At 36.7% G+C, this 24,754-nt stretch carries 27 protein-coding genes; 16 read left to right on the top strand and 11 right to left on the bottom strand.

The window, feature by feature from the left end; translation table 11 throughout:
• Positions 1-46: 46 nt before the first annotated feature.
• Positions 47-1,477, top strand: coding sequence for a type I glutamate--ammonia ligase (gene glnA, locus CYP28_RS04575; protein WP_103593248.1), 1,431 nt, complete (start codon positions 47-49; stop codon positions 1,475-1,477).
• Between the two features lie 162 nt (positions 1,478-1,639).
• Here glnA and CYP28_RS04570 read toward each other — a convergent pair whose 3' ends face one another.
• On the bottom strand, positions 1,640-2,104 hold the full coding sequence (locus CYP28_RS04570) for a LysE/ArgO family amino acid transporter (protein WP_343219157.1): 465 nt from the start codon (positions 2,102-2,104) through the stop codon (positions 1,640-1,642).
• 291 nt (positions 2,105-2,395) lie between these two features.
• On the opposite strand from CYP28_RS04570, the gene CYP28_RS04565 reads away from it, so the two are divergent.
• On the top strand, positions 2,396-4,033 hold the full coding sequence (locus tag CYP28_RS04565; RefSeq protein WP_103593247.1) for a DNA polymerase III subunit gamma/tau: 1,638 nt from the start codon (positions 2,396-2,398) through the stop codon (positions 4,031-4,033).
• Here CYP28_RS04565 and ccoS read toward each other — a convergent pair.
• Both ccoS and CYP28_RS04555 read right to left on the bottom strand, forming a co-directional pair.
• Positions 4,030-4,260, bottom strand: coding sequence for a cbb3-type cytochrome oxidase assembly protein CcoS (gene ccoS / locus CYP28_RS04560; RefSeq protein ID WP_087578757.1), 231 nt, complete (start codon positions 4,258-4,260; stop codon positions 4,030-4,032). The two genes, CYP28_RS04565 and ccoS, sit on opposite strands and share 4 nt — an antisense overlap.
• Positions 4,260-6,641, bottom strand: coding sequence for a heavy metal translocating P-type ATPase (locus CYP28_RS04555; RefSeq protein WP_103593246.1), 2,382 nt, complete (start codon positions 6,639-6,641; stop codon positions 4,260-4,262). The genes ccoS and CYP28_RS04555 overlap by 1 nt, the downstream gene beginning before the upstream one ends.
• Positions 6,642-6,930: 289 nt before the next feature.
• Between CYP28_RS04555 and rho the strand changes: the two genes are divergently transcribed.
• Positions 6,931-8,271: a transcription termination factor Rho gene (gene rho / locus CYP28_RS04550; RefSeq protein WP_103593245.1), complete on the top strand. Its 1,341-nt coding sequence runs from the start codon at positions 6,931-6,933 to the stop codon at positions 8,269-8,271.
• Positions 8,272-8,400: 129 nt separating this feature from the next.
• Here rho and CYP28_RS04545 read toward each other — a convergent pair whose 3' ends face one another.
• Complete coding sequence (locus CYP28_RS04545; RefSeq protein ID WP_002941953.1) at positions 8,401-8,613, bottom strand: transcriptional regulator; 213 nt, start codon at positions 8,611-8,613, stop codon at positions 8,401-8,403.
• Positions 8,614-8,772: 159 nt separating this feature from the next.
• Between CYP28_RS04545 and CYP28_RS04540 the strand changes: the two genes are divergently transcribed.
• Positions 8,773-9,372 carry an outer membrane beta-barrel protein gene (locus tag CYP28_RS04540; RefSeq protein ID WP_103593244.1) on the top strand — a complete coding sequence of 200 codons (600 nt, stop codon included), beginning with the start codon at positions 8,773-8,775 and terminating at the stop codon, positions 9,370-9,372.
• 66 nt (positions 9,373-9,438) lie between these two features.
• Here CYP28_RS04540 and CYP28_RS04535 read toward each other — a convergent pair whose 3' ends face one another.
• Positions 9,439-9,918 (bottom strand): GNAT family N-acetyltransferase, encoded by a 480-nt coding sequence (locus CYP28_RS04535; RefSeq protein WP_103593243.1) that lies wholly within the window; start codon positions 9,916-9,918, stop codon positions 9,439-9,441.
• Positions 9,918-11,021: a transcription termination factor NusA gene (gene nusA / locus CYP28_RS04530; RefSeq protein WP_103593242.1), complete on the bottom strand. Its 1,104-nt coding sequence runs from the start codon at positions 11,019-11,021 to the stop codon at positions 9,918-9,920. Before nusA ends, CYP28_RS04535 begins: the two co-directional genes overlap by 1 nt.
• A gap of 172 nt (positions 11,022-11,193) precedes the next feature.
• Here nusA and CYP28_RS04525 point away from each other — a divergent pair, with 172 nt between their 5' ends.
• From CYP28_RS04525 to CYP28_RS10895, 8 genes are all read left to right on the top strand, one after another.
• A complete protein-coding gene (locus tag CYP28_RS04525; RefSeq protein ID WP_002941786.1) occupies positions 11,194-11,436 on the top strand; it encodes an HP0268 family nuclease in 243 nt (80 codons plus the stop codon).
• On the top strand, positions 11,436-12,737 hold the full coding sequence (miaB, locus tag CYP28_RS04520) for a tRNA (N6-isopentenyl adenosine(37)-C2)-methylthiotransferase MiaB (RefSeq protein WP_103593241.1): 1,302 nt from the start codon (positions 11,436-11,438) through the stop codon (positions 12,735-12,737). The genes CYP28_RS04525 and miaB overlap by 1 nt, the downstream gene beginning before the upstream one ends.
• Positions 12,718-13,497 carry a lysophospholipid acyltransferase family protein gene (locus tag CYP28_RS04515; RefSeq protein ID WP_103593240.1) on the top strand — a complete coding sequence of 260 codons (780 nt, stop codon included), beginning with the start codon at positions 12,718-12,720 and terminating at the stop codon, positions 13,495-13,497. Before miaB ends, CYP28_RS04515 begins: the two co-directional genes overlap by 20 nt.
• Entirely contained in the window at positions 13,487-13,933 is a 447-nt protein-coding gene (locus CYP28_RS04510) for a hypothetical protein (protein ID WP_103593239.1), read from the top strand. Before CYP28_RS04515 ends, CYP28_RS04510 begins: the two co-directional genes overlap by 11 nt.
• Before the next feature lie 60 nt (positions 13,934-13,993).
• The gene (locus tag CYP28_RS04505; protein WP_103593238.1) at positions 13,994-14,998 is read left to right on the top strand and encodes a hypothetical protein; all 1,005 of its coding nucleotides are present in this window, start codon (positions 13,994-13,996) and stop codon (positions 14,996-14,998) included.
• On the top strand, positions 14,995-15,516 hold the full coding sequence (locus CYP28_RS04500) for a hypothetical protein (protein WP_103593237.1): 522 nt from the start codon (positions 14,995-14,997) through the stop codon (positions 15,514-15,516). Before CYP28_RS04505 ends, CYP28_RS04500 begins: the two co-directional genes overlap by 4 nt.
• Complete coding sequence (locus tag CYP28_RS04495; RefSeq protein ID WP_103593236.1) at positions 15,509-16,045, top strand: hypothetical protein; 537 nt, start codon at positions 15,509-15,511, stop codon at positions 16,043-16,045. Before CYP28_RS04500 ends, CYP28_RS04495 begins: the two co-directional genes overlap by 8 nt.
• Positions 16,046-16,531: 486 nt before the next feature.
• Entirely contained in the window at positions 16,532-16,780 is a 249-nt protein-coding gene (locus CYP28_RS10895; protein WP_430516121.1) for a hypothetical protein, read from the top strand.
• A gap of 2 nt (positions 16,781-16,782) precedes the next feature.
• On the opposite strand, the gene CYP28_RS04490 is transcribed toward CYP28_RS10895, so the two are convergent.
• From CYP28_RS04490 to CYP28_RS04475, 4 genes are read right to left on the bottom strand one after another with little or no spacing between them, the layout of a single operon-like run.
• Positions 16,783-17,406 (bottom strand): tetratricopeptide repeat protein, encoded by a 624-nt coding sequence (locus CYP28_RS04490; protein ID WP_103593235.1) that lies wholly within the window; start codon positions 17,404-17,406, stop codon positions 16,783-16,785.
• Complete coding sequence (locus CYP28_RS04485; protein ID WP_087576970.1) at positions 17,407-18,060, bottom strand: tetratricopeptide repeat protein; 654 nt, start codon at positions 18,058-18,060, stop codon at positions 17,407-17,409.
• 10 nt (positions 18,061-18,070) lie between these two features.
• A complete protein-coding gene (locus CYP28_RS04480; RefSeq protein WP_103593234.1) occupies positions 18,071-19,411 on the bottom strand; it encodes a dihydrolipoyl dehydrogenase family protein in 1,341 nt (446 codons plus the stop codon).
• A 2-nt stretch (positions 19,412-19,413) separates the two neighbouring features.
• Positions 19,414-19,734, bottom strand: coding sequence for a type II secretion system protein (locus tag CYP28_RS04475; RefSeq protein WP_087585814.1), 321 nt, complete (start codon positions 19,732-19,734; stop codon positions 19,414-19,416).
• Between the two features lie 77 nt (positions 19,735-19,811).
• On the opposite strand from CYP28_RS04475, the gene CYP28_RS04465 reads away from it, so the two are divergent.
• Entirely contained in the window at positions 19,812-20,363 is a 552-nt protein-coding gene (locus tag CYP28_RS04465) for a tetratricopeptide repeat protein (RefSeq protein WP_103593232.1), read from the top strand.
• 24 nt (positions 20,364-20,387) lie between these two features.
• On the opposite strand, the gene prfB is transcribed toward CYP28_RS04465, so the two are convergent.
• Positions 20,388-21,488, bottom strand: coding sequence for a peptide chain release factor 2 (gene prfB, locus CYP28_RS04460; RefSeq protein WP_103593231.1), 1,101 nt, complete (start codon positions 21,486-21,488; stop codon positions 20,388-20,390).
• A 120-nt stretch (positions 21,489-21,608) separates the two neighbouring features.
• Here prfB and panC point away from each other — a divergent pair, with 120 nt between their 5' ends.
• From panC to tilS, 3 genes are read left to right on the top strand one after another with little or no spacing between them, the layout of a single operon-like run.
• Entirely contained in the window at positions 21,609-22,430 is an 822-nt protein-coding gene (gene panC / locus CYP28_RS04455) for a pantoate--beta-alanine ligase (protein ID WP_103593230.1), read from the top strand.
• Between the two features lie 2 nt (positions 22,431-22,432).
• Positions 22,433-23,743 (top strand): 30S ribosomal protein S12 methylthiotransferase RimO, encoded by a 1,311-nt coding sequence (rimO, locus tag CYP28_RS04450; RefSeq protein WP_103593229.1) that lies wholly within the window; start codon positions 22,433-22,435, stop codon positions 23,741-23,743.
• The gene (gene tilS / locus CYP28_RS04445; protein ID WP_103593228.1) at positions 23,740-24,729 is read left to right on the top strand and encodes a tRNA lysidine(34) synthetase TilS; all 990 of its coding nucleotides are present in this window, start codon (positions 23,740-23,742) and stop codon (positions 24,727-24,729) included. Before rimO ends, tilS begins: the two co-directional genes overlap by 4 nt.
• The last annotated feature ends 25 nt before the right edge of the window (positions 24,730-24,754 follow it).

Below are 24,754 nucleotides of genomic sequence, written 5' to 3'. Positions count from 1 at the left end.
TTTTATGATAGAATACGAAAAATTTAAAAATTAAAAGGAGAAAAAAGTGGGAAAATTCGTCCAAAATATAGATCATTTTTTTGATTTTTGTAAAGAAAATGAAGTCAAATTTGTAGATTTTAGATTTACTGATTTAGGTGGTGCTTGGCACAGCATTAGCTACAATATAAAAGCTGTTACGAAAGAAAATTTTATAAATGGCATTCCAATGGACGCTAGCTCTATGCATGGCTGGCAACCAATCGATAAGAGCGACATGATAATGAAGCCAGAAGCTACAACTGCATTTTTAGACCCATTTACTTCTGATATTACAGTTGTTGTTTTTTGCGATATTTACGACATTTACAAGGGTCAAATTTATGAGAAATGCCCTCGCTCAATAGCCAAAAGAGCAATGCGGTACGTAAAAGATAGCGGTCTTGGTGACGAGGCGTATTTTGGCCCTGAGAATGAATTTTTTGTCTTTGACAACGTCAAAATCATTGATAGCCCAAACTGTGCGATGTATCAAGTAGATAGCGAAGAAGGCGAGTGGAACGATGCTGCAGACTTCAAAGATAGCTACAACACAGGTCACCGCCCACGCAGAAAAGGCGGTTACTTGATGACTCAGCCAATCGACAGCATGGTAGATCTAAGAGCCGAGATGATGCAGGTTTTAGAGCAAGTTGGCCTTGAAGTCTTTTTAGGACACCACGAAGTCGCTCAAGGACAAGGTGAGATCGGTGTAAAATTTGGTAACTTAGTCGAAGCCGCCGATAATGTCCAAATTTATAAATACGTCGTTCGCATGGTTGCTCACCTAAACGGCAAGACAGTTACATTTATGCCAAAACCACTTTATGGCGATAACGGAAGCGGCATGCACGTTCATCAATCAGTCTGGAAAGATGGTAAAAATTTATTCTATAAAGAGGGCAACTACGCAAATTTAAGTGACTTTGCAAGGCACTACATCGGCGGCGTTTTAAAACACGCAAGGAGCGTTGCAGCCTTCACAAACCCAAGCACAAACAGCTACAAACGCCTAATCCCAGGCTTTGAAGCGCCATCTATCCTCACTTACTCTAGCCAAAACCGCTCAGCGAGCATCCGCATACCTTACGGCGCTGGCGAGAAGTCAGTTAGAGCTGAGATGAGATTTCCAGATAGCACAGCAAACCCTTATCTAGCCTTTTCAGCGATGTTAATGGCAGGACTTGACGGCGTTAAGCACAAATATGAGCCAGTTGGTCCTATGGATGAAAATTTATTTAAACTTCATCTTGATGAGATCAGAGAGCGTGGCATCGAGCAGCTTCCACACACACTTCGCGGTAGCTTAGAAGCACTAATTCGCGATAATGAATACTTAAAACCAATAATGACCGATCTTTTCATAGATACCTATCAACACTTTAAATTTGAAACTCAAGTTTGGCCTTACGAAGCGCGCCCAACCGCTTATGAGTTTAAAACTTGCTTCTCTTGCTAAAACGCAATCTCCAAGCTCATTTTGGGCTTGGAGACTTTTTTAATCAAATTTAAAACATAAAATCTCCGTCGTACATATCAATGCATCTTACATTGATAATATATAAATTTTTAATACATATAAAAATACAAAATATTTAGCGTAAAATTTTATGTATTTTATCTATACTTTGGTAAAAAGTAAACTAAAAGCGATTAGAAGCATAATAATCCCAACAAAAATTTCTAAAATTTTCCATGAAAATTCTTTTGCAAAAACTGGAGCGAGAACTCTTGCTCCATATCCTAAAGAAAAGAAGAAAAATAGCGATGCAAGACTAGCACCGATGCCAAAAATTATATTTTCATCTCCAAATTTTGTTGAAATAGATCCTATTAAAAGCATCGTATCAAGATAGACGTGAGGATTTAGCCAAGTAAAAGCAAGCGTCAAAAGCACTATTTTGCTAAATTTGGACTCGTGTTGCGCACTAGGAAGAAGGCTTTTGGGATTTTTAAATGCACCATACAAACTCTTTAGACTATAGACAAATAAAAAGATAAAGCCACCATATATGGCAACCTGTTTAAAAAACTCAAATTTTTGTAGCACTTTTGCAAAACCAAAAACTCCAGCAAATATAAGCAAGGCATCACTAAATGCGCATATTAAGCAAACTGAAAAAACATGTTCCTTTTTTTATACCCTGCTTCAAAACAAATGCATTTTACGCGCCGATAGCCAATATTAAAGATAAACTTGTAAAAAATCCACTCCAAAATGCAGACATTTTCATCCTTTTTAAATTACCAATTATCTAAAATTTAACTAAATGCAACCTAAAAACATAAAAATTTTAACCCAATTTAAAGATATAAATAATCATAAATTTATGCCTTTTTTTATAAAATCCTTGAACTTTATAAAAAGGATACCGCATTGCAAGCACTAGCTTTAAAATATCGCCCTAAAAATTTTGATGAACTTATCGGTCAAGAAGCCGTTAGTAAAAGTCTTATACACGCACTTGACGAGGGTCGCATAAGCCACGCATATCTATTTTCTGGGCTTAGAGGCAGTGGAAAAACTTCAAGTGCTAGGATATTTTCAAAAGCTTTAGTGTGCGAAAAAGGACCTACTTCAAAACCATGTGAAGTATGCCCACAATGCATAATGGCAAATGAGTCAAGACATATGGACATCATCGAAATGGACGCTGCTAGCCACAGAAAGATAGATGATATAAGAGAGCTAATAGAGCAAACAAAATATGCTCCAGCAATGGCAAGATATAAAATTTTTATAATCGATGAAGTGCATATGCTAACTAAAGAGGCATTTAACGCTCTTTTAAAAACGCTTGAAGAGCCACCAAGCTATGTAAAATTTATCCTAGCGACGACTGATCCATTAAAACTCCCAACAACGGTGCTTTCAAGAACGCAGCATTTTAGGTTTAAGCAAATAAGCAGATACAGCATCATTAAACATCTTGAGTTTATTTTAAGCAAAGAAGGCATTAGCTACGAAAAAGAGGCACTTGAAATTTTAGCAAGAAGTGGCGGAGGATCGTTAAGAGATACTTTGACACTTCTTGATCAAGCTATCATTTACGGGGCAAATAATGTCACGGCAAATGGCGTAGCATCGATGTTAGGACTTCTTGATCCAGAAAAGATCGAAGAGATAATAGCTCATGTTTTAAATCACGATAAAAATGCGATCAGAGTGCTTGTAAGCGAGCTTGAAAGCTACGATCCTGAGATGATAATAGATGAAATTTTGGCAAATTTAAAGCAAAAATTTATAGAAAACGACTCAAAAATTTCACTACTTGTTTATGAGAGATTTTTTAGGATTTTGGCACAAGCTAAAGGTATGCTAAATGTAAGTAGTGACAATGGCTTTGTGCTAATGCTAATGCTTTTTATGATGATAGAAGCGCTAAATTTACAAGATATTGATGATGCTATAAATGAAGTGATCTCAAAAAATAGTGAAAATTCCACTCAAATCACAGAAGTCATCACTCAAAAAAGCCAAGTAGCTCCTACTAAAATGCAAGGTCCATACGAACTCTTCTTAACAAAAATTTATGATAGAAATTACGATCTTGGCGAGTTTTTTAAAGAATTTGTAGAATTTAGCTTCTTTAATAACAATGAACTTGGACTGATAGTAAATGCAAAAGATGAAAATCTTGAATATTTTAAGAAAAATTGGAAAATTTTAAATGAGATATTGCATACGCTTTTTGGACAAAATGCGAAAATAGTAAATGCAAAGAGTGATGAGCAAAAAGTACAAACTAAGACGCCTAAAGCCTCTTTAGAAAATAATGAAAAAAGCGAACTAGACGAGCTTGATGAGGAAATTTCAAGACTAAATGCAAATAATGTTGAAACTAAAAATGAGCCAAAAGCAGAGATAAAAGGCGAGCTGCAAAACGAGAAAAATAACTTTGCTTTGATGCTAAATAAAGAGCCAAAAACGCCAGAAGAGCTTCAAAGACAAAGAGAACAAGGGGTTCTAAAAGAGGCCAATAGACTTTTTGGCGAGCCAACGATTGAGAGCTAAATTTTATCTTTATTAGATTTTGCTCTTTTTTTTAGGGCTTCTTTTTTGCGAAGCTCTAGCTCATAAGCTTCATTTAGTGCATCTTCATCGTCCAAATTTGCTCCGTCTAAAAATTTTCGGTAGTCTTCAAATTGCTTATTTTTTATCCCCCAAAGCACGCCAAAAAGCAAAAATGCTCCCATCAAAACTGAGATAAAAACTAGCATCGCAAGTGTCGCACTATCCATTATTTTTCCTTAAATTTTCTAACAATATAAAGTGAGTTTAAGATAACACTTAGCGAGCTAAGCGACATAAAAAGTGCAGCAAATAGCGGAATGACATAGCCACACACAGCAAATGGCAGAGCAAGAACATTATAAAGAAGACAAAAGAGCAAATTTTGCTTTATCGTTTTGTAAGTAAATTTTGAGATTTTTATGGCCTTTGCTAGACTTTTTAAACTATTATCAAGTAGCACTACATCGCTTCTTTCTAGGCTTATTGCCGCCCCGCTTCCCATACAAATGGCAACATGAGCAAGGCTAAGCGCTGCTGCATCATTTATGCCATCTCCTACCATTAGAACCTTTTTGCCCTGCTCTTTTAGTTCGCTTATAAATTTAGCTTTCGTTTCAGGCAACATCTCTGCTCTAAACTCACTCACGCCAAGCTCATCTGCCACATTTTTTACCACTTTTTGCACGTCGCCACTTAAGATACACACTTTCATGCCAGCGCTCTTTAGCTCGTCTATCAAGGTCTTTGCTTCGGGCTTTACACTATCTTTTAGGTAAAATTTCGCCACTAACTCACCATTAAGCCCCACAAAAAAGCTCACATTTTCTTCAGCTTCATCAAAGCTAATACCATTTTCAACTAAAAATCGCTTGCTTCCTGCATAAAATTTTTTACCCGAAATTTCAGCCTCAACACCCTTTGCCACGCTTAAATTTGTATTTTTAAGCTCTATTTTCCTTGCACCTTTTTGCTTTAGAAATTTAGCCACTGCCACGCTTATTTGATGATTTGATATAAGAGCTAGCGAATAAATTTCATCTAAACTTATGCTCTCTTTTATGAAAAAATCACTAACTTTAAATTCTGCCTTTGTAAGCGTGCCAGTCTTATCAAATACCGCTACATCGCACTTTGCAAGGCTTTCAAAAAATTTAGCCTCCTTAAAAAGCACTCTATTTTTAAAGGCCACACCAAGGGCACAGACACTACTAACTGGCGTGGCAAGCGCAAGCGCACAAGGGCAAGCGATCACGATGACGCTAACAGCCGTGACAATAGCTTCTGAAAAGCCAAATTTAAAGTACCAAAACCAAAATGTAAAAAATGCCAAAGTTAGCACGCTAAGAGAAAATTTAGAAGCGATTTTATTGACTACTAGCTCGATATTTGGCTTTTTTAGCTCTGCAGTTTGGAGCAAATTTATAAGCTGATTTAGATAAGAATTTTTAAAAATTTCCTTTGCTTCATAGATGATTTGTCCATTTTGGCAAATGACACCACTTTTCACCTCTTGCCCCACTCCCAAGGTCACAGGCAGGCTCTCTCCAGTTAGACTTGAGCTATCCACACTTGCCTCACCACTAAGCACCGCTCCATCAAGTAGCGCCCTCTCGCCTGATCTAAGCACGATCTTTTCGCCCAAATTTAGATCTCTTGGCTCTTTTAAAACATCCTTACCATCTTCTAAAACGCACACTTTTGCAAGCAGCATATCATTTAAGAAATTTGAAGTCTCAAGTGCCTTTTTCTTACCCAAAATTTCTAAAAATTTACCGATAAAAACAAAGGTGATAATCATTGCAACCGAGTCAAAATAGCTCTCGCCACTCCTCGTAAACATCGCAAAAATGGAGTAGATATAGGTTATGCTAGCTCCGGTGATAACGAGCAAATCCATATTTGGCGAAGCGTTTTTAATGGCTATCTTTGCTCCTTTGAAAAACTCGCTACCAGTATAAAAAAGTACAGGCGTTGCTAATACAAACTGCGCAAAGCTTAAAATATCTTTTATATCGCCTCTTATGCCACTAAAATACCCGCTATATTGAGCAATAGCTAGCCACATAATATTCATCGTAGCAAAGATACCAACTAGCGCTTTTGTGTAAAAATTTCTTCTTTTCTTAGCTAGCTCATCCTCTTTTTGACTCGTAGCATAGGGCTTTGGGACGTAGCCAACGGCATAAATTTTTTCAATTATTTGCTCTATTAAAAGCTCTTGCTCATCAAAAACAATGACCGCCTTTTGATTAAGCGAGTTGATATTTACCTCCAAGACGCCAGGCAAGCTAAAAAGTGCCTTTTCAAGTAGCCAGATGCAAGCTGAGCAAGTGATACCATCGATTAAAAATGAAATTTGACTAAAGTCGCCCTCTTTTGTCACAAGCTCGCTAAAATTTGCCGCTAAATTTTTGATATTTACACCGTTGCTTGCCGGTGTAAGTGTATTTTTACCAAGACGCTCATAAAACTCACTAAGCCCATTTTCATTTAAAATTTCATAAACACCTTTGCAACCAACACAGCAAAATTTAAGTCCGCTTTCATTTGAGATCATCACGTTTTCATCAAATTTTAATCTACAATGAGCACATCTACTTTGTGGCATTTTTACTTTCTTTTATCTAAAATTTTTACCAATATTATTGCATCACATGCCTATTACACGCCATATAAATTTATGGTAGGCAAACTGCAAAAATAGGCACAAATTTCTTATTTTGTTACCGTTATAAAATGGCGAGATTATAGCAAATCAACCATTTTTGAGCAAAAATTTTATTTTATACCATTTCTTGACAACAAAGTTTTATTTTTATAAAATGCCAAAACTTTCAAAAACTTCTTTTTGAAACTTAGAAATTCTGCAAAATTATCCCCGCATTTAAAGAGGAAATATGGAAAATAACCAAACCGAGCAAAGTGCTGCTCAAAGCACAAAAACTACAAAAAAACACCAAGTATCAAGAACACACATACCAGTAGACGGACACAAGATCGAAGAGCTAAGAACGCTTAGTTTAGATGAGCTAGTGCAGATCGCAAATAGCGTTGGTGTCGAAAATCCACGCGAATTTCGTAGGCAGGATTTGATATTTGAGATACTAAAAACCCAGACAAAACAAGGCGGCTTTATACTATTTACTGGAATTTTAGAGATCACAAACGAGGGCTACGGCTTTTTAAGAGCTGTTGATGCGAATTTAAGCGACAGCTCAAACGACGCTTATGTTTCAAACTCTCAAATCCGTAAATTTGCACTTCGTGTGGGCGACATCATCACCGGCCAAGTAAGAGAGCCAAAAGATCAGGAAAAATACTACGCTCTTTTAAAGATAGAAGCGGTAAACTACATGCCTCTAGCGGATGCAAAAGAGAGGCCACTCTTTGACAACCTAACCCCACTTTTCCCAACTGAAAAGCTAAATTTAGAATATGATCCGATGAAGCTAACGGGACGTGTGCTTGATCTTTTTACGCCTATCGGTAAAGGTCAGCGTGGCCTCATCGTCGCACCTCCAAGAAGCGGTAAAACTGAGCTTATGAAAGAGCTAGCTCACGGCATCGCCAAAAATCACCCAGAAGCCCAGCTCATGGTGCTTTTGGTCGATGAAAGACCAGAAGAGGTTACCGATATGCAGCGCTGCGTAAAAGGCGAGGTGTTTAGCTCGACATTTGACCTACCAGCGCTTAACCACGTCCGCGTGGCAGAGCTTGTCATAGAAAAGGCAAAACGTCTAGTTGAGATGGGCAAAGACGTCATTATATTGCTTGATAGCATAACCCGTCTAGCACGCGCCTACAACACAGTGACCCCACCAAGTGGCAAGGTACTAACAGGCGGCGTGGATGCAAACGCACTTCACAAGCCAAAACGCTTCTTTGGCGCAGCTAGAAATATCGAGCACGGCGGCTCACTAACCATCATCGCGACAGCACTTATCGACACTGGCTCACGCATGGATGAAGTAATATTTGAAGAATTTAAAGGTACTGGAAACAGCGAGATCGTGCTAGATCGCAACATCTCAGACCGCAGAATTTACCCAGCTATCAACGTACTAAAATCAGGCACCAGAAAAGAAGAGCTACTTCAAAAACCTGACGAGCTTCAAAAAATTTGGGCTATCCGCTCTGCGATTGCTACAATGGACGATGTCGAAGCACTTAAATTCTTATACGCAAAAATGTTAAAAACAAAAGACAACAAAGAGCTTCTCTCTATCCTAAACGAGTAAATTTACTGAGCTTGAAGCGCTTGCTTTGAGCTCAAATTTTTTCACCTAAAATATCCAGCTAAAAATATCTTAGAAATTTTGAATTTTCTAACTCTTGCTATTATAAAAGAGATTACAATTTTTAAACGATTATTTACTAAATTTTTCTATGTCTTGATTGATCAAATTTTCATATTCACAAAGCTCGTTGCAAGTCTTTTTGCTCTGCTCTATAAGCTCATCAAATTTAAATCCAAGCATCACAATACGATAAAGGTTTGGCTTGTGTTTTCGCCAATTGTAAAGTGTTGCGACATCAACGTCTAAATGATAAGCCATATCACGTTTTGTCATCTTAGCCACTTTACACTCCTTTTTTCGAGTGATTTTATAAATTTTATTCTGATAAGAAAACAATTGAATTATTTTATGTTTTTTATATATTTAATTGAATATTTAAACTTTATTTAATCCAATAAAATTTAGAATACCAGCCAAACATTTTTAAAATAAGGAGTAAAAATGAAAAATGTAGTTTTAAAAGTTGCTTTAGGATTAAGCCTGGCTAGTGCTACTGCTTTAGCACAAGGAGCATTCATTGGGATCGAAGGAGATTACTCTTTTAATTCAAAATTAACAGCAAAAAGCGACAATGACACAACAAAAGTGAAAAAAGCTCAACCAGGTATTGGGCTAAAAGCTGGCTATGATTTTGACGTAGCTAGAGTTTATGGAGCTTACATATATGACTTTCAAGCCAAAAAATCACTTGGTGATGAAGATGGCACAGTAGTAAAATGGAAAACACATAAATTTATAGTTGGAGCAGACTACACTCCAAGCGTAGCAAAAGATCTTAAATTAATTCTTGGTGGCTACACTGGCTACTCAAAGCTTAAAATGGATGTATTTGACACTCATGATGGCTCGGAAAAAGCTAATACAAATGGCTGGATACTAGGTGCAAGAATTGGTGCTGAATACTCTATCAACGAAAATAATGCGGTTGAGTTTGGTCTAAAAGCAGATAGAACAAAATATAGCTCTATAGCAAAATATGATAATGCAAAAATAAAAGAGACAAACGTTGGTCTTTATATGGGATATACATATAAATTTTAATCGCTCACAAGCTCAAATTTCAAAGCAAATTTGAGCTTTTAGCCAACTACTATACTTTAAAATAAGCTATAAATTTACCAGCTTTTCTAAATTCTCGCCGTCCAAACGATAATTTCTCCACTCAAGTGATTGATTTTTAGCACCCAAGCTTTCATAAAATTTAATGCTTGGCTCATTCCAGTTTAGGCAGCACCACTCAAGCCTTTTTAAATTTTCATCCTTACAAATTTGAGCTAAAAATTTAAAAAATGCCTTGCCGACACCTTGATTTCTAAACTCTTTTTTGACGTAAATGTCCTCAAGATAGATCCCGCCAAGCCCCAAAAATGTAGAAAATGTGTAAAAATAGATAGCATATCCTATCACCCTACCCTCGCTTTCGCAGACAATGGCTTTTGCGTGATTTTTATTAAAGATAGAGTCTGCAAAAATTTCATTTGTAAAAGTGACTTGATCGCTCATCTTTTCATAGCTTGCAAGCTCTCTTACAAGCTCGCAGATCACGTCTATATCGCCCTCAGTCGCTTTTCTTATTTGAAATTTCATTAGTTATCACCAAAAAGAGCTTTTAGATCTTTAACCATTTCGCCATTTTCGCCACTGCTGCTAGTTTTTGAGCCAAGCTCATTTAGCTCGATCTCATAGCCAGTTAGCATGCTTGCTAGGCGGATATTTATGCCGTTTTTACCGATCGCCTTGCTCTTTTGCTCGCTCGCAAGCGTTACAATTGCCTTATTTTCTTCAATCTTTACAGATGTGATGATCGCAGGTGCCATAGCGCGAGCTACCAAGATCGCTGGCTCTGTGGTGTATTCGATCGCGTCGATACTCTCACCGTGAAGCTCTTTACTTACAGCATTTATCCTAACGCCCTTTGTGCCAACAGTTGCACCGACCGGATCAATGTTTGGAGTGGTTGAAATGAGCGCTACTTTAGCTCTTTCGCCAGGAATTCTCGCACTTCCTTGAATTATGATGCCACCATCTTTTATCTCAGGCACTTCAGAAGTCAGCAGTGCTTCAAGAAATTTTGGTGAAGTTCTTGAAAGCTCTACCTTTATGCCTAAATTTTTATCTGTAAAAACTTTTCTAATGACAGCTTTTACGACGTCTCCTACTTTAAATTTCTCGCCTTTTATACGGTTTTTACGTGGTAAAACAGCGCGAAGCTCGTCAATTTCAATAAATGTATTTTCATCATTATCGACTCTGACAACTGGCCCAAAGACCATGTGACCGCTCATCTCATTATATTTTTGTAAAATTTTCTCTTCAACTAGGCGCTGGATATGATATTCAAGCTCCTTATGAAGTGTTTGGGCTGCGGTTCTTCCAAGGTTATCAAGGCTTAGCTCATATGTGAGCTCATCTCCGATCTCTACGCCACCATCTATCTTTTTAGCCTCTTTTAAGCTTAAAAAATGCTCATTATCCTCTTCAAGCCTCTCATCGTCGTTTGCTACGATTGAAATTTTTTGATAAAGCTTTAAATTTTTATTTGCATCGATACTCACATCATACTCATAATTTTCGCCATAAACTCTTTTTGCAGTATTTATCAAGGCTCTTATAACGCGCTCTTTTACATCTTCTATCTCTAAATTTTTCTCATTTGCAATTGACTCGATGATATCTGAAATTCTTTCCATTTTTTCTCCATTGTAACGATAAATTTCGGGGATTTTTCGTGAAGTTTTGAAATTATACATAAGCCATACTTTTAATAACTTTAAGCTTATTATTAACTTTTATTTAATCCTTTTTTTATGATGTTTTGGATATATTGACCGATTAAAATTTAAGATTTTGAAAGGATTAAAAATGGAGCTAAAACTTGCAAGAGCTGAATTAGACGCAAAACCAAAAACGATTTCGCTAGAAAAAATAGAGGCAGCTGTCGAAAAAGAGGGTCAGAAAATTTTCTATTTTGATAAAGAAAACACACACAAACAGCTAATCGCCTTAGTCGAGCATTTTGAAGAAAAAGGGCTAAGTGTTTATCACAGAACCGTAAAATACGGACTTGATGATAGCGACTACATGTATGAAGTGCATATACTTTAATGAGTAAAAAACTCTTTATCCAAACTTTAGGCTGTGCTATGAATGTTCGTGACAGCGAGCATATCATAGCCGAGCTCTCACAAAAAGAAGACTACTCCTTAACACAAAACATCGAAGAAGCTGATTTAATCCTTATAAATACCTGCTCAGTTCGTGAAAAGCCAGTCCATAAGCTCTTTAGCGAGGTCGGAGCCTTTGAAAAAGCCAAAAAAAGAGGTGCAAAGATAGGCGTTTGTGGCTGCACTGCAAGCCATTTGGGTAGTGAAATTTTTAAGCGCGCACCTTATGTTGATTTTGTCCTTGGCGCAAGAAATGTTAGCAAGATCACAAAGGCGGTAAATACGCCTAAATTTATCTCAACCGACATCAACCACGACGAGAGCGAATATGCATTTGGCGAATTTAGAGGCTCGCCATACAAAAGCCACATCAATATCTCGATCGGTTGCGATAAAAAATGCACCTACTGCATCGTCCCACACACCAGAGGCGATGAAATTTCTATCCCTTCAAGCCTCATCCTAAAAGAGGTAGAAAAGGCTGCAAAAAGCGGTGCAAAAGAGATATTTTTACTAGGACAAAATGTCAATAACTACGGTAAAAGATTTTCAGGCGTGCAAGAAAATATCGATTTTAGCGATCTTTTAGTAAAGATAAGCGAGATAGATGGCGTTGAGAGGATAAGATTTACAAGTCCGCACCCACTTCATATGGATGATAAATTTCTTGAAATTTTCACCAATAATTCTAAAATTTGCAAGTCTATGCACATGCCGCTTCAAAGCGGAAATACCAAAGTTTTGCGCGAGATGAAGCGCGGATACACAAAAGAGTGGTTTTTAGACCGCGCGCTAAGACTTAGAAAGATGTGCCCGGACGTGAGCATCTCAACTGATATCATCGTCGCATTTCCGGGCGAGAGTGATAGCGAGTTTGAAGACACAATGGACGTGCTTGAACAAGTTAGATTTGAGCAAATTTTTAGCTTTAAGTATTCGCCTCGTCCTCTTACAAAGGCAGCTACTTTTACAAATCAAATAGATGATAAAATCGCTTCAGCAAGGCTCACGCGCCTGCAAAATCGCCACAATGAAATTTTAGACGAGATCGTGGCGGCACAAAAAGATAAAATTTTTGATGTATATTTTGAAGAGCTAAGGGCAAACGGCGGCGTTGCTGGGCGAAGTTTTAACAACTTTTTAGTTCAAGTCGATGGTAGCGAAGAGCTTCTTGGCACTACACAAAAAATTAAGATCACAAACCCAAAACGAATGGTTTTGTATGGCGAGCTGCAAATTTAAAAACGTCTTTGAAAAGGTCGCCCTAAGCGTTGGCGTCTTTTTCATCTATATTTTGATGTGGCTCATTTTTCTAACCTGCAAAAAGAGTTACACTCCAAATTTCTTACCACAAAATGGTTGTGTAGTCGTCTTTTGGCACGGCAGACTTAGCTTTATGAGCTTTGCTTACAGGCGCTGGTGGAGCAGTCAAAACAGAAAACAAGGCAAGGTGATAATCAGCGATCACAAGGATGGCGAGTTAATCACTAGAATAATCAAATTTTTTGGTATCGGCACCATTAGAGGCAGTAGCTCAAAAGGCGGCGCAAGAGCACTGATAGAAGCTTTAAGAGAGATAAAGCAAGACCACGACGTCATCATCACGCCAGATGGCCCAAGAGGGCCAAGGCACAGCGTGGCAGATGGAGCTGCGGTGATCGCACAAAAGTCATCTTGTGAAATTTATGCTCTAAATTTCGAAGCAAACTCGTTTTGGGAGTTTAAAAGCTGGGATAAGATGATACTTCCAAAGCCATTTTCGACTATAAAATTTAGCCTCTCAGCTCCTTTTAGTGTGGAAAATTTGGAGCAAAAAGATGCAAAAGAAAAGATACAAAACGAACTTTGGCAGGCCTCGCAAAACGATGGTGGTAAGAGCGTGGAGCAAAACCAAGAGGACTTTAGAGCAAATTTAGAAATTTGGTGGAAAAAATATGCGCATAAAAATCCGCAAATAAGCGACGAGATAAGAGAAATTTTGGACGAAATTTATGAAAAATAAACTATCTATCTTTATAGCCATCTTTCTAATTATTTTATTTGGACTATTTTTTTACAGCGGCAACTCCTATAAGCTCGCTCTTGAAGCAAAATTTTTATACGAAAACAAAGAATATGAAAAAGCCTTGAATTTAAGCCAAAAAGCACTTGATATAGATATTTATAACAAAATGGCAAATACTGTGCTAAACCAAAGTAAGGCTGCTATCAAATTTAGCTCATACATAAAAAATGGCAAAGAGTATCTTGAGCGTATCAAAAAAATGAGCCAAAGTAGCGTCAGCAAGGCTGATAGCGAACGCATTAAGATGATGTGTGATGTGATGATAGAGGATTTTGACGACCTTAAAAACTCGGCCCTACTTGATAATGAACTAAAAAATGAAGCTTTAAACACAAAAGAGATTTTCGTTAAGCTTAAAAACGAGCTGTTTTAAACTTATTTAATCCCTTTTTAGCTACCATAACGAAAATTATGCACTAAATTTAGGAGATTTATGTCTTTTAGCGTCAAAAAGCTTTTTTCTAACCTTTTTTTAAGCGTCGTGTTGGAGGGCAATGAGTGCATATTCTTCGGTCAGGTCTTTAGAAATGGTAAACTTTTAAAAACCATAAACGCTAAATTTACAGATATAAATATCGATAATATCGATGAAAAAATCATAAAATACATAGAAGAGCAAGAAAAAACATATTTTGGTGTGTATGTTTCAGTTTTTTTTAATGACGACTCGCAAGGCGCGCTTCCTAGCACTAGCTTTGATGAATATAAAAAATTTAATATAAATACTAAAAATCTTACAAGCCTTATCATGCAGGATAGCTGGAGTATTTATGCAAATTTAAATGCTATAAAAAAATATAAAAATTTATTTGGGCAAGATAGTGTAGATCTCATCTACTCACCTATTGCCCTACTCTTTCACGAGCTTTTAAAACGCGGAATTTCTCCAAAAACTACACTTTATCTTTATATCCATGCACATTCGTTTACGCTTGCGATCTTTAAAGATAAACAAATGAAGTTATCTACTTTTTTAAATATGTCTGGCATTGAAGAAACCAATCAGGAAGCTGAAAGCCTAAAAGAAGAAGATATAACAGATATTGACAACTTAATCATTAAAGAAGAAAATGACGCAACCTCACTTGATGATTTTAAAAGTTTAGATGATTTTTTAAGTGATGATAAGCCAAAAGAATTTGAAGATCTAAATTATGAACTAAATATGCCAGTTTCTACAAATGTAGAAAAATCCGTTGCTATTTTTGGGTATGACATGAAGATGTTTGATTACATCGTAAAGGCTGTAAAAGAATTTTACGAAAATCCTCTCTACGGCGGTGATTTTATTGAGCAAATAATTGTTTTTGAAAACACAAAAACAAGTGCAACCTTTTTACAATATCTGCAATCTGAGCTTTTAGTGGAGACTTCGGTGTATCCAGTGAATACAAATCATATTATGAATGAAATCATGCAAGAAGAGATAATATTATGAGATTTAGCTTTATTGCTCCAGAACCAAGACCACTTATATCTATCTTTAGCAAAATTTGGCTAAGCCTTATAAGCTTTGTGTTTGTAGCTCTTTTGGCAACAAATTTCTTTATACTCTATAAAAATTATTCAAGTGAAAAAAATATAATTTTTTTATCAAATGAGCAAAAAGAACTTAGTCAAAAAATAGTCACAACAGATGAAATTTCAGCTAAACTAGCTGTACAAATAGAATCTGCAAATGATATTTTCACATCAAATTCTATTCTCAAGCAAAGCTTGCACAATCTTTTTGACCTAGTGCCTGACAGCATAACGCTTGAAGAGGTTTTTATGGATAAAAACTCACTCATCATTCGTGGTATAACGCCGACAAAAGATGTATTTAATCAGCTTCTAGCTTCACCTTTAAGATCTATTTTTACAACTTCAAATACCAGCTTTTATCAAAGCAAAAACGGCTGGTATGGCTTTATAAGCACAAATAAAATTGATAATTCTGAGGGATATAATGAGTAAAAAAGATACGAGCTTAGAAAAAATAGATCCCGTCAAGCTTTTACTTTTTATATTTGCTTTTATCATAGTTTGTTTCATTATGATATTTGGTTTTATAGTGCCAAATATAAAAGAATTTAAAAGCCTAACTAGACAAAATTATTCACAGACCTCATCTTATACAAAAGTAAAAAATGAATTTGAAGCTAAATTTAAAGCCCTTGAAGCAACTAAACAAAAAGACGGAGCTATCATTTCAGCTTTTGATACTAAATTTGATAAAGATAAATTTATAGAATTTGCCTCTAAATTTTTCAGTGAAGTAAGCCTTAGCAAGATAGAAGAAGGCGATAATAACGCTAGTGAGAAATTTTTTAGATTTCGCCTAAATGTAACTAGCTCCCTAAGGACACCACAAAAATTTTATGACTTTTTAGATGCGCTTAGCAGCTATGACAGTATCGTAAAGACAGAATTTCCTATCGTCATGAAAGGCGAAAAGGATAAAATCCATACTACTTTTAATATAAAAGTTTTTGGATTGAAGTAAAATTTTAGATTTCATTTAATAAAATGCTACAAATAGATAACATTTCTCTCAAGTTCTTAGTTATAGAAATTATATTTTTATAGACATGAATTTATGTATTTCATCAGTATTGATATAAGCTCAACATCTACAAAAGCAGCAATACTAGATAATCAAGATAATTTTTGTGATCTATTTTTGTTATAAAGTAGTTTTAGTGCCATAAAAATAGTACGCGATATAAAAGAAATTTTAGAACAAAAAGGCTATCAATATGCCTCAATCACAGCTACTGGGTATGGAAGAGCAAGTGTAGAAGCGGATGTAGTAGTTTTTAAAAGCTGTACAGAAACTACAAATTTTAAAAATAATATAAGCGCACAAGGTAACCTTGTAGAAAATATCGCCAAACGTTACTTAAAGACGCCCCTCTTCTGTAATGTACAAAAACAACTCAAGATCTGATATTATTAAAAATTTGTAGATGAATGTAAAACAGATGGTGCAATAGACATCGTTTTAAGTGGCTGTTACGCTTATGCAATAGAAACAAACAAGATAAAAGAAGTCAGCAAAGAAGCTGGTGTAAGCTATATGAGTCTTGAAACTGACTACTCCAAACAAGATGTATGTTGGCCAGATCCGCACACGTTTGAAGGTATTCTTAGAATTTCTCGATTAAAACATAAAATTTTAAAAGGCTCAAAAAGAGCCTTTGTTGATTTATTGCGAATTTTTAGAATGGTATTTTGCTAGTATTACTTTTTATCCACACATTTGCCAAGCTGGCAGGCTCTTTTATAAAGTGTCTCTGCTTTTGCTTCATCGCCGCTTAGCTTTGCAAGCAAAAAGCACGACTGAGCGTATTCAAGCTCGCAGCTCTTTGCCAAAAGCCTTAGCACTCTAGTCTCAGCCTTAGTTCTATCTATCTTATGTGTCTTTAAATTTTCGCTTTCGATGTAGGATTTTAGCCCCATAGCCTCATTATAGCAGCCAACGCCATCGCCACTATCACAAGCTAGTTTATAAAGTTTTAGAGCTTTTTCCATATCTTTTTGCTCATCAATCAGCCCTTGCTCATAAATTTGACCCAAATTTGAGCAAGCCGTCGCAAGCCCAGCATTGCAAGCTTTTTCGTAGTAGCCTTTTGCTTTTACGAAGTCTTTTTCATTGCTAAAATTTACGGCTAAATTATTGCAGTCGATGCTATTTCCGCTCTCGCAGTTTTGCACCATCTTCTCTTTTTCAAGCTCAAGACGCTCTGCCCTCGCCTCTTCATCACTTTGCCAAAAGCCAAAGCTTACCATCTTTTGCCACGACCAGCAACCACTAAGCATAAAGCCCATGGCCAAAACAAGACTAAAATTTAAGACCTTTTTCACTTACATTCCCAGCTTTGTGCCTAGTCTTTTCATCTGAGGGCATGCCTTGCTTAGCCCACGAAAGCAAGCGACTTTATAAATTCCATAAGCCCTTTTTTCATCTTTATTGACACCAAGACCAAGCTCATACATCGCTCCGATATTGGCACAACTTGGCAAATCGCCAGCATTGCATGCATTTGTATAAGCTTGCATTGCTAAGTAATAATCTCGCTTAACGATTTCACCCTTTCTGTAAGCATTGCCTAAATGATAGCAAGCTTGCATGCCTCCGCCATTGCAGCTTTCTTTATAAATTGAAATTGCTTTTTTTGGATTTTTTTTAACTCCGAGTCCAAGCTCATAAAGAGTGCCCAAATTTGCACAACCGACTTGTACTTTAGCATCGCAAGCTTTTTGATAATTTATTAAAGCATTTTCATATTCTTTTAAAAGCTCGTAATTTACACCCAAATCGTTGCAAGCTTCCGCATCGCCTTCTTCGCATTTTGGTATTAAAATTTCGATCGCATTTCTTGAAATTTGCTCTTTATTTTGCACTATTTTTTCATCCTTTGGTTGCTGCCACGAATCATCTTGTTTTTGTCCTACACCAATCACATTTAAGCAGCCAGTGAAAAATAAAGCCGATAAAAGCAATAAATATTTTTTCATTCTTTTCCTTTTAAAATTGTCCAAATAAGTCATTTAGTGCTTCACTGATGCTTGGATGAGTGAAAATTTGATTTTTAAAGAAATTTGCGTTTGCTTTTAAATTCATAGCAATTGCGATTTCATTTATCAGCTCATTTGCATAGATGCAGTGAAAGCTAGCACCTAAAATTTCGCCACTTTGTGCATCAACAATAGCTTTTAGCATACCTATATCGTGATTTAGTACTTTTGCGCCTGGTACTGTTGCCATACTAAGCTTTAGCTCTTTAAAATTTAGCCCAAGCTTGCTAGCTTCTTTTGCATTTACTCCAACTCTTGCTAGTGGAGTATCGGTAAACAGCACATTTGCATGAATGCTTCTATTTTTAGTATTTCTCTTTTTATCACCAAAAATTTGTGAATAAACTATCCTAAAATCATCCAAGCTCGTATAAGTAAAAAGCTCTCCGCCGCGCACGTCGCCTACCGCATAGATATTTGGCACATTTGTTTGAAGGTTTTCATTTGTCTTTATAAAGCCTTTTTCATTTAGCTCAACTCCAGCAGCTTTTAAATTTAAATCATCTACATTTGCTACTCTGCCAAGTGCGATCAAAAATGCATCAGCTCTAAGGCATCTTTGCTCGCCATTTTGCTTGAAATTTAATATATTTTCTTTAATGCACTCTATCTCGCAACCCTCTAAAATTTCAACACCTTGGACTCTAAGAGCCTCTTTTACGCTATTAGCTATATCATCATCTTCGTTTTTAAGTAGTTTTGAACGTCCTACAATAGTCACTTTTGAGCCAAAATTTGCAAACATCGATGCAAACTCTATACCGATAAAACCGCTACCGATAATGACGAAATGCTTTGGTAAATTTTTTAGATCAAGCAAAGTTTGGCTTGAAAATACATTTGAGCTTACAACCTCAAAAGGAGTACCTGCCTCTTTTGAGCCACTATTTATGATGATAAAGTCGCCCTCTATTATCTTTTTCTCACCACTTGGCGTTGTTACAAGGACACTATTTTCGCTAACGAATGAGCCAACACCATCGATCACATCGATATTTTCTTTATCATTTAGCATTGCATAGTTTTTAGCATTCAAGGCCGAGATTAGCTTATTTTTATTTTCCACGCTAAGCGTGTAATATTCGCTTTCAACGCTATTATTTACAAATTTTGCCTCTTTAGCGGCTGTTATTAAGCGTTTGGTTGGTATGCAGCCAACATTTATGCAAGTACCTCCATACATCTTTGGCGATCTCTCTACAAGAGCTACTTTTTTACCAAGTGCGGCAGCTTTAACCGCTAGCGTTTTGCCAGCTTTTCCAAAACCAATAATTACAATATCATATTTCATTTTTAGTCCCTTATCTTTCCCATTAAATAGTAAGTTGTTTCATTTATCTTTTTTAGCTCCATTTTATATTTATTAGCCCAGTTTTTTATGATCTCATCAACTCGCTCTTTTATTTCATTAACGGTAGCTACATTTTTTATCTTTAGTCTATCTTCACTTCCACTCATCGCCACAAAACAAAGGTGCGGCTTTAAATGATCATTTAGTTCAATTATGCTCTTTGGTAAAAGACCATCAGTATTGTTTAAAATTCTACACATTTGAGCAGTGGTCGTTTCATTGACGTTATAGCCAAGCTGGATTAAAAGTGCATTATGATCCATATCGTTCCTTTTGCTTAAAATTTGCGGACATTATAAGATAAAATTGGATAAAATCGCCTAAATTTTCAAGGACAAATATGAAAAAATTTATCATTTTTGTATTTAGTATTTTGCTATTTTGGGGATGTTCGTTAGATCAAATTTCACAAAATTTTGGCCTTAGCGAGCCACCACTTGATCCAGAGGTCGAGCAAATAGCAGACGCCATCTATCTATACAATGAAGGCAACTATCCAAAAGCTTGCAAGAGATTTTATGATTATGCAAAAGATGGAAATGTGCTTGCCATGCAACAAACTGGTGCATGTTTTCGTGACGGCAAAGGCTTTAGTAAAGATATTTTAAGAGCACTTTTTTGGTTTGAAACAGCTGGCAGATACGGCAACATAGACGGATTAAGAAGTGCCGGATATATCTACGAGTACGGCCTTGGTGTAAACAAAAATTTAGAAAAAGCAATATATTTTTACGAAAAAGCTACAAGCCTTAGCTCAAGCGAGGCCAGCTACGATCTAGGGCTTATCTATCTAGGCAAAAATGACTATAAAAAAGCAAGAATTTATCTTGATGAGGCTTGCTTTAGAGGCAAAGAAGAAGCGTGCATGAAGCTAAAAGAGATGAAATTTTAGCTCTCATCTCTTTTTATAAATTTACTACGCCTCAGCCTTTTGAGCGATCAAGACGCCCTCTATCATCTTTTTAATATCGCCATCAAGTATCGCATCAGTTTGTGAGTATGCCTCACCACTGCGGTTATCTTTTACCTGCTGATATGGGAAAAGCACATATGATCTTATCTGATGCCCCCAGCCGATCTCGCTCTTTTCTACGCTGTTGCTCGCCTCTTGCTGCTTCATCAGCTCAAGCTCGTAAAGGCGCGACTTTAACATCTTCATCGCTGTGGCTCTGTTTTTGTGCTGGCTGCGGTCGTTTTGACACTGCACGACGATGCCAGTTGGTATGTGCGTGATGCGGATGGCAGATTCTGTTTTATTTACGTGCTGACCGCCTGCGCCACTAGCTCTATAAGTGTCTATTTTTAGATCTTTCTCTTCGATCTCGATCTCTATATCATCATCTACTTCAGGGCTTACCATGACGCTAGAAAAGCTCGTGTGGCGGCGTCCTGCACTATCAAATGGGCTTGTACGAACGAGCCTGTGGATGCCATTTTCTGCCTTGAAGTAGCCATAAGCATTTTCACCTTTTACTATAAAGCTCACGTCTTTTAGTCCAGCCTCATCACCCTCTTGAAAGTCAAGAGTCTCGACCTTAAAGCCCTCGCGCTCGCAAAATCTAAGATACATCCTATAAAGCATACTCGCCCAGTCGTTACTCTCAGTGCCACCAGCTCCAGGATGGATCGATACGATCGCGTTTTTGCCATCATCTTCGCCACTTAAAAGCATAGAAATTTCAAGATTTACTATCTTTTCATCTAAATTTTTAGCGTCATCAAAAAGAGAATTTATAGTCTCTTCGTCATTTTCAGAATTTGCTAGCTCAAAGAGCTCCTTTGCATCACTTACTGCCTGATTAGCATCGTTAAATTTTGCAAGCATATTTGAAATTTTTGTTTTTTCTTTATTTAGCGCCCCTGCTTTAGCGATATCTTGCCAAAAATCAGGGTCTTGCTCGGTGGCCTCGATCTCTTTTAGCCTAGCCTTTATCTCGTCAGGCTTTACGATAGAGCCTATGTTTTCAACTTTTGTTTGTAGCTTCTTTAAAAGCTCGTTGTATTCGTAACTATCCAAGTTTTTCTCCAAAAATTTTTGCCGATTTTAGCCAAAAGTTGCTTACATTTTTAAATTTACGCCCTTTTAATCCTTTTTTGTTACAATGCCAAGTTAAAATTTCAAACAAAAAGAGTCAAAATGCAAATCATAAGAACTATAAAAGAACTTGAAAATTTCGTCTCTAGCACAAGCGCAAAGATCGGTTTTGTGCCAACCATGGGCGCACTTCATGATGGACACGTTAGCCTTATCAAAAAATGCGTGAGCGAAAATGAGATAAGTATCGTCTCAACATTCGTTAATCCAACACAATTTTTACCAGGCGAAGATCTGGACAAATACCCAAGAAATGAGCAAAACGACATTAAAATTTGTGAGCAAAATGGCGTTAGTGCTATTTTTATCCCAGATGCTAACGAGCTTTACTTTGAAGATGAACCTCTAATCGTCGCTCCAAAGAAATTTTCAGCCATCTTAGAGGGCAAAACTAGGCCAGGACACTTTGATGGCGTACTAAGGGTGCTAAACAAGCTATTTCGCCTAACTCGTGCAAATAGCGTTTACATGGGCAAAAAAGATACACAACAATTAATCATCGTGCAAAACATGATAAAGACATTTTTTCTTAATACCAGCCTAGTGGCTTGCGATATCGTTAGAGAGCCAGACGGCTTAGCACTTTCAAGTAGAAATGTCTATATCTGCGACGAAGATAAATGTAATGCTCTAAGGCTTTCAAGATCGCTAAATAAAGCACAAAATTTGATCCAAAACGGCGAAGAAGACGCGAGCGAGATCAAAACAAAGATGCTTGAAGTGCTAGAGCCGTTAAAGGTTGATTATGTCGCTATTACGGATAGAAATTTAAATGAAATTTCCAAAATAGAAAAAAATAACACCATCATTTTAGTGGCAGCTTATGTTGGCAAAACTAGGCTAATAGATAATATCTGGATATAAAAATGCCAAAACTTCACTTAATTTCACTTGGCTGTAACAAAAATTTAGTTGATTCAGAAATAATGCTTGGTAGATTGCAAAACTACGACATTACGGATGATATCAGTGACGCTGACGTCATCATCGTAAATACCTGCGGCTTTATCAAATCCGCCAAAGAAGAGAGCATACAAACCATACTTGAGATGCACGAAGCTCGTAAAAATGGCTCTTTGCTAGTAGTAACTGGCTGTCTTATGCAGCGCTACAAAGATGAGCTTATGAAAGAGCTACCAGAGGTCGATCTCTTTACCGGCGTGGCTGACTACGATAAGATCGATGAGATCATCTTGAAAAAGCAAAATTTATTTAGCCCGCAAACTTATCTGCAAGCAAATGAAGAGCGTGTGATAACTGGCTCAAACTACCACGCCTACATCAAAATTTCAGAGGGCTGTAACCAAAAATGCAGTTTTTGTGCCATTCCAACTTTTAAAGGCAAACTAAAATCACGCTCACTTGAAAACATCGTAAATGAGGTCAAAAATTTAGTCAAAAAAGGCTACTACGACTTTAGCTTTTTATCCCAAGACTCAAGCTCATATATGCGCGATCACGGTATTAGCGACGGGCTTATAAATTTAATAGATGAGATAGAAAAGATAAAAGGCGTAAGGAGTGCTAGGATACTTTACCTCTACCCAAGCACGACCAGCAAGGAGCTAATTGAACGTATCATCGCTTCGCCTGTCTTTCACAACTACTTTGACATGCCGATTCAGCACATCAACGAAAATATGCTAAAGATAATGAAGCGTGGAAGTGGCGCTAAAAAGATAAAAGAGCTTTTAAATTTGATGAGAAATGCCAAGAATTCATTCTTACGAACTGGTGTCATCGTGGGTCATCCAGGAGAGAGTGAGGAGGATTTTGAGGAGCTTTGTAAATTTTTAGAAGAATTTAAATTTGATAGAATTTCAGCCTTTGCCTACTCAAAAGAAGAAGATACGGCATCTTTTGAAATGGAGCAAATCCCAGCCAAAATCATTTCAAAAAGACTAAATAAAATAGAAAAAATCACCAAAAAATCGATAAATGAGAGCTTGCAAAAAGAGATTGGCAAGCAAATTTATGCTTCTCTTGAGGGCGAGAGTAGCGAGGGTGAGATGTTTTACGCAGCCAAAAAAGACATCTGGGATAAAGATATAGACGGAGAAATTTTAATAAACGAAAGTGACGTAAAAGAGCTTGAGATAGGCTCACTCTATCTTTGTGAAGCAAGCGATGTGGTCGATCAAAAACTAGTCGCACGAATCATCAAAAAAGTAAAATGATAAGCAAAAATGTGCGAGAAAGACTAGGCTCAGGTGCAAATCTACTAGCCTTCTCGCACGGTATAGACAGCACTGCACTTTTTTACATTTTAGAAGAGGTTGGGATCAAATTTGATCTAGCGATGGTTGATTACAATGTTCGAGAGCAAAGTAAAAGCGAGATAAAAAGCGCAAAAGAGCTCGCAGATAAATTTGGTAAAAAAATTTATACTAAAAGCGTTTTTTTAGATAAGTCAAATTTTGAAAAAAACGCGCGCGAGGTAAGATATGAGTTTTTTGGAGAAATTTGCCAAAAATTTGGCTACGAAAATTTAATCATAGCGCATCAGTTTGATGATAAATTTGAGTGGTTCTTGATGCAGCTTAGTAAGGGCGCTGGACTAAAAGAGCTCTTTGGCATGAGCGAGCTTGAAAAGAGAAAGTACTTCTGGCTAGTTAGGCCGCTTTTAAATTTACGCAAAAAAGAGCTTCAAAGCTATCTTGATGAGAGAAATTTACACTATTTTATCGATGATACAAATTTAAAAGGCGAGTTTAAAAGAAGCTTCATGAGGCTAAATTTTAGTGAGCCATTTTTGGATAGATATTTTAGTGGCGTACAAAAGAGCTTTGAGTTTTTGGAAGCTGATAGACAAATTTTAATGCCAAATATCACAAAAATAAGTGATAAAATTTTTATTATAAAAAATGATAGTAATGCGATACGAGGCGTTGATATGGCGGCAAAAGAGCTAAACGTGCTTCTAAGCAAAGCTCAAAAAGATGAGCTAAGCACAAATTTAGCAAAGCAAACAAGCGTGGTGCTAAGTGGTAAGATCGCCGTCGGATATGCAGATACTTACCTTCTAGTAACTCCATTTTGTAAAACCATAATGCCAAATTTTTTTAAAGAGAAGGCTAGAATTTTAAAAATTCCAGCTATAAATAGAGGCTATCTTTTTGCTATAAATTTTGATTTATCAAAATTAAATTCTAATAAATATTGAAAGATTTGGCTTTTGCCTGAAATAC

This window comes from Campylobacter concisus (assembly GCF_002914195.1).
Classification (GTDB): Bacteria; Campylobacterota; Campylobacteria; order Campylobacterales; family Campylobacteraceae; genus Campylobacter_A; species Campylobacter_A concisus_M.
Note: the sequence above shows the minus strand (reverse complement) of the source record. Positions and strands in the feature narration are given on the sequence as shown.

Bases quoted from the DNA above. Each gene is read 5' to 3' on its own strand.
- tilS (WP_103593228.1), top strand. From the start codon at position 23,740: ATGATAAGCAAAAATGTGCGAGAAAGACTAGGCTCAGGTGCAAATCTA.
- CYP28_RS04535 (WP_103593243.1), bottom strand. From the start codon at position 9,918: ATGAAATTTCAAATAAGAAAAGCGACTGAGGGCGATATAGACGTGATC.
- CYP28_RS04495 (WP_103593236.1), top strand. From the start codon at position 15,509: ATGAGTAAAAAAGATACGAGCTTAGAAAAAATAGATCCCGTCAAGCTT.
- CYP28_RS04540 (WP_103593244.1), top strand. From the start codon at position 8,773: ATGAAAAATGTAGTTTTAAAAGTTGCTTTAGGATTAAGCCTGGCTAGT.
- panC (WP_103593230.1), top strand. From the start codon at position 21,609: ATGCAAATCATAAGAACTATAAAAGAACTTGAAAATTTCGTCTCTAGC.
- ccoS (WP_087578757.1), bottom strand. From the start codon at position 4,260: ATGGATAGTGCGACACTTGCGATGCTAGTTTTTATCTCAGTTTTGATG.
- rho (WP_103593245.1), top strand. From the start codon at position 6,931: ATGGAAAATAACCAAACCGAGCAAAGTGCTGCTCAAAGCACAAAAACT.
- CYP28_RS04480 (WP_103593234.1), bottom strand. From the start codon at position 19,411: ATGAAATATGATATTGTAATTATTGGTTTTGGAAAAGCTGGCAAAACG.
- CYP28_RS04525 (WP_002941786.1), top strand. From the start codon at position 11,194: ATGGAGCTAAAACTTGCAAGAGCTGAATTAGACGCAAAACCAAAAACG.
- CYP28_RS04485 (WP_087576970.1), bottom strand. From the start codon at position 18,060: ATGAAAAAATATTTATTGCTTTTATCGGCTTTATTTTTCACTGGCTGC.
- CYP28_RS04555 (WP_103593246.1), bottom strand. From the start codon at position 6,641: ATGCCACAAAGTAGATGTGCTCATTGTAGATTAAAATTTGATGAAAAC.
- CYP28_RS04475 (WP_087585814.1), bottom strand. From the start codon at position 19,734: ATGGATCATAATGCACTTTTAATCCAGCTTGGCTATAACGTCAATGAA.
- CYP28_RS04510 (WP_103593239.1), top strand. From the start codon at position 13,487: ATGAAAAATAAACTATCTATCTTTATAGCCATCTTTCTAATTATTTTA.
- nusA (WP_103593242.1), bottom strand. From the start codon at position 11,021: ATGGAAAGAATTTCAGATATCATCGAGTCAATTGCAAATGAGAAAAAT.
- CYP28_RS04505 (WP_103593238.1), top strand. From the start codon at position 13,994: ATGTCTTTTAGCGTCAAAAAGCTTTTTTCTAACCTTTTTTTAAGCGTC.
- miaB (WP_103593241.1), top strand. From the start codon at position 11,436: ATGAGTAAAAAACTCTTTATCCAAACTTTAGGCTGTGCTATGAATGTT.
- CYP28_RS04515 (WP_103593240.1), top strand. From the start codon at position 12,718: ATGGCGAGCTGCAAATTTAAAAACGTCTTTGAAAAGGTCGCCCTAAGC.
- CYP28_RS04465 (WP_103593232.1), top strand. From the start codon at position 19,812: ATGAAAAAATTTATCATTTTTGTATTTAGTATTTTGCTATTTTGGGGA.
- rimO (WP_103593229.1), top strand. From the start codon at position 22,433: ATGCCAAAACTTCACTTAATTTCACTTGGCTGTAACAAAAATTTAGTT.
- CYP28_RS04500 (WP_103593237.1), top strand. From the start codon at position 14,995: ATGAGATTTAGCTTTATTGCTCCAGAACCAAGACCACTTATATCTATC.